Below are 4,167 nucleotides of genomic sequence, written 5' to 3' on the forward strand. Positions count from 1 at the left end.
ATATAGGCACCTCCAACGTGTAAATCGGACATTTTACATAATTTCGGCAAAATTCTTCGATTTTCGGCAACATTAACGATTGTTTCATGGTAGTATTACATATATAAACTGGCATAGACCGTGATTTTGGAACAGGGGGCTTACGATGACTAAGTATATCATCATTGCAATCATCGTACTAATTGCATTAATTGTAGTCGGATTTATGATCCGTCGTAAACATAACAGTGAAATTGAAAGACTTGAACATGAAAAACATCAAATTCAAAACAAACCAATATTAGAAGAAATGACGAAAGTTAAGCAGCTGAATATGAATGGTCAAACGGAAGAACTGTTTGAAAGCTGGCGAAACAGTTGGACGCAAGTTATGGATGTCCATATGCCGAAAATCGATTCATTGCTGTTTGATGCTGAAGATAGTATTGATAAATTCCGTTTCAAACGTGCTACAGCGATAGAAAAAGAAATTCAAGAACGTATTCAGCAAAGTGATGAACAAATGTCCCGAATTTTAAAAGAGCTTGAGCAACTGATTGGAAGCGAAGAGAAAAACCGAGTGGAAATGGATAGCTTGAAAGAGCAATATCGTGCAGCGCGTAAAACTTTACTCGCGCATCAACATTCTTTCGGAGCGGCGGCTGTACCACTTGAGAAGAAATTGGAGCAATTCGGTCCTCAATTTGAAGAATATGATCGACTAACTGAAAACGGCAATTATTTGCAAGCACGTGAAATTGTCATTGGACTTGATCAGGAAGCCCAGCATGTATTTAACTTATTGCAAGATATTCCTTCGCTGTTAACAGACGTACAAAACAAGATTCCCTCAAGTATTCATGATCTCCGTAGTGGACAACGTGAAATGGAAGAACAATCCTATTATTTAGAGCATCTTGAAATGACGGATCAATTGGACAAATTGGATGAAGAATTGGTACTAATGAAAGAATCAATCATTCAGCTTGAGATTGAAGACGCGAAAATTCGTATTGAGCAAATGAAGGATGAAATTGAAGCGTTCTATGACATGCTGGAAAAAGAAGTAATGGCAAAACGTTATGTTGATAAACATCGTCACCCTACTGAGCGTCGATTGGCTGAAGTTACGTCCATTACACGTCAAACAAGTGATGAAGCTGCATATGTTCAACAAAGTTATCGTTTACCAGAGAAAGAAGCAGAAATTCCTCTTGTTTGTCTGAAGCAAATCGAAACCTTGCAAAAACGTTATGATTTACTTGCACAACGAGCAAGTGAAGATCAATTAGCTTATTCAAGCCTTCAGGATGAACTTACACTGATTTCGACTGATTTGGAAAGCTTATATGAAGAGCAAGATCGTTTCTCTAATAGCCTGAAAAATTTACGTATTGATGAAAACCGGGCTCGAACCAATTTAGATGAACTGAAGCGTTTGTTGCATGAAACCGACCGTATGGTACATAAAGCGAATATGCCGGGGATTCCTGAAGAAATGGATGTTCGTTTGGAAGAAGCCGAAGAACATATTTACTTGGTGATGCAAAGCTTGCAAGAAGTACCACTGAATATGAAATTGGTAGACAATTATTTGGCAAAAGCGGATAAATGTATCCATGAAGTACATGCTAAATCAAAAGAAATGCTTGAAAATGTATTGTTGATTGAACGTATCATTCAATACGGCAACCGTTATCGTGCGAGTCATCCACGGATGAATCAGCGTTTATTGGAGGCTGAAGCGGCATTCCGTCAGCTTCGATATTCCAAAGCACTTGAAGAAGCAGCTACTGCTGTAGAAGAAGTGGAACCGGGTGCGATGAAGCGAATTGAAGTTCTTGTCAAAGAGGACGCGTGGCGTTCATAACAAGAAAAGCGTAAAGCACTACTTTAGCCTGACATCGGCGATGGAAGAACCTAAGAAAAAGCCTGCATTTGCTTAGGTAGGAAGGCATCCTGTAGACTCAAGCTAAGATGCGGGCTAGTGCTTGAAGCTAGACATTAAAGAATATCAGTATGGTATACTTTTATGTAATAAGGGCAATTGAAACCACCGCACACCACGTGTTGGTGGTTTTCTAATGAAAAGGAGTTCAACAATGTATTATTTCGATCATAGTGCAACGACGAAACCACATAAAGAAGTATTGGATACTTTTGTAAAGGTGAATGAGGCGTATTATGCAAACCCTGCATCTTTGCATGAAATGGGCGTGGATTCACATATGCTCCTTTCCCGTGCTCGAAAGCAAATTGCAGATATGTTAAAGACAGAAGAAAACAAAGTGATTTTCACTTCAGGCGGAACAGAATCCAATCATTTTGCCATCAATGGTCTTGCTAGAAACCTGCAGTCTCGAGGAAGACATATCATCACTTCAAATATTGAACATCCGTCCGTGTTGGAATCGATGAAACAATTGGAGAAACAAGGCTTTGAAGTCGATATTATAACAGTAAATGAAAAAGGTATTATTTCAGTTGAAGATGTAAAAGAGCGATTGCGTAAAGATACGATTTTGGTAAGTGTAATGCATATTAATAACGAGATTGGAAGCATACAACCAATTGAACAATTAGCAAAAGTCATCCATCAACATAGCCGAGCATTATTTCACGTAGATGCAGTTCAAAGTTTTGGTAAATATCCAGTGTCGTTTCCCATTCTTGGAGCAGATGTACTGACGCTGTCAGGGCATAAATTCAATGGCTTAAAAGGAACCGGGATTGTCGCTTGGACAGGTCATGTTTCATTTGAACCGACCATTGTGGGTGGTGGACAAGAGTTTGGGCTAAGAAGTGGGACGGTACCTGTTCCTCAGGCAGTTGCTTTCGCTAAAGCCATGAGAATGGCATTCGAAAATCAAGCATCCATGCATACGACATATATAATGTGGAACGAAAAGTTGAGAAACTTAATTAGTGGTTTCAAGGATATACGCATATTATCCCCAGATGATGCTGCGGCACACATCCTGACAATCAGTGTCCGGAATATTAAAGGAGAAGTGCTGGTCAATGCCTTGCAAGCAAGGGACATCATTGTAACAACATCGAGTGCCYGTTCTTCTAAACAAACGAAAATCAGCCATGTAATAAAAGCAATCGGTTTACCCGATGACTATACAAAAGGTGTGATTCGAATAAGTATGGGAACCAGCAATAGCAATGAGCAAATTGATCATTTTATAGAAAATTTCACGGCAATCATCAAGCAAGTTAAAGGAGATTAAAAACATGTTGGAATGGAAAGAAATATTAATCAGATATGGTGAGTTATCTACAAAAGGAAGAAACCGAAGCTCGTTTACAGGTCGATTACGAGACAATATTCGTTACGCGTTTGCTGATTTACCCAAGTTTCAAATTGAAACAGAACGGGATCGTATGTTCATTCGACCAAATGAACAGGAAACCATGAAACAGTTAATAGAGCGACTGCCACAAATTTTTGGCATTCAGTCTTTCAGTCCAGTTGCATCTTGCAGTCACGACCTGGAAGATATCAAACAAACAGCTATTAAAGTAGTGGAGTCAATTGATCGCAAAGATAAAACGTTTAAAGTAACTGTTAAACGCTCATATAAGCCATTTGAGATGGAAACAAATGAACTGCAACAGTTCGTTGGAGCCAATGTGCTTCGTGCATTCCCTGAAATTCAGGTTCAAATGAAGAAACCGGATATTGAACTACGTGTAGAAGTACGAAGAGATGCTGTTTATATGATGGCAGAAGTCATTCCTGGTGCAGGCGGTTTACCGATTGGGTCTAACGGAAAATCACTCCTGATGCTTTCAGGTGGTATTGACAGTCCTGTTGCTGGTTACCAAATGTTAAAGCGAGGCGTACGCCTGGATGCCATTCATTTTCACAGTCCTCCATTCACTAGTGAACGTTCGAAGGAAAAAGTTATGGATTTAGCTGATAAATTAAGTCGCTTTGGTGCTTCTGTGAAGTTGCATATCATTCCATTCACTGCAATCCAGCAAGAAATTCAAAAACAAATTCCAGACAATGTATCAATGACGACAACTCGGAGAATGATGTTAAAGATTGCAGATTTAGTACGTGAAGAAACGCAAGCTTTGGCAATTATSACTGGTGAAAGTCTTGGACAAGTGGCAAGTCAAACTTTAGAAAGCTTGACAGCTATAAATGCCGTGACGAATACGCCTGTATTACGT

3 protein-coding genes are annotated in these 4,167 nt (G+C 39.4%); all 3 read left to right on the top strand.

Going from position 1 to position 4,167, the window contains the following annotated elements; all coding sequences use genetic code 11:
* The first annotated feature begins 145 nt into the window (after positions 1–145).
* Positions 146–1,849: a septation ring formation regulator EzrA gene (gene ezrA, locus AC1DSB_RS15320; protein ID WP_477587031.1), complete on the top strand. Its 1,704-nt coding sequence runs from the start codon at positions 146–148 to the stop codon at positions 1,847–1,849.
* Positions 1,850–2,081: 232 nt separating this feature from the next.
* Positions 2,082–3,215 carry a cysteine desulfurase family protein gene (locus tag AC1DSB_RS15325; protein WP_477587032.1) on the top strand — a complete coding sequence of 378 codons (1,134 nt, stop codon included), beginning with the start codon at positions 2,082–2,084 and terminating at the stop codon, positions 3,213–3,215.
* 7 nt (positions 3,216–3,222) lie between these two features.
* Positions 3,223–4,167, top strand: a 945-nt coding sequence (gene thiI / locus AC1DSB_RS15330; protein WP_477587033.1) for a tRNA uracil 4-sulfurtransferase ThiI, incomplete at its 3' end; no start/stop codon positions are given.

It is taken from the genome of Paenisporosarcina sp. P4_E4_2 (assembly GCF_056401595.1).

Bases quoted from the DNA above. Each gene is read 5' to 3' on its own strand.
- ezrA (WP_477587031.1), top strand. From the start codon at position 146: ATGACTAAGTATATCATCATTGCAATCATCGTACTAATTGCATTAATT.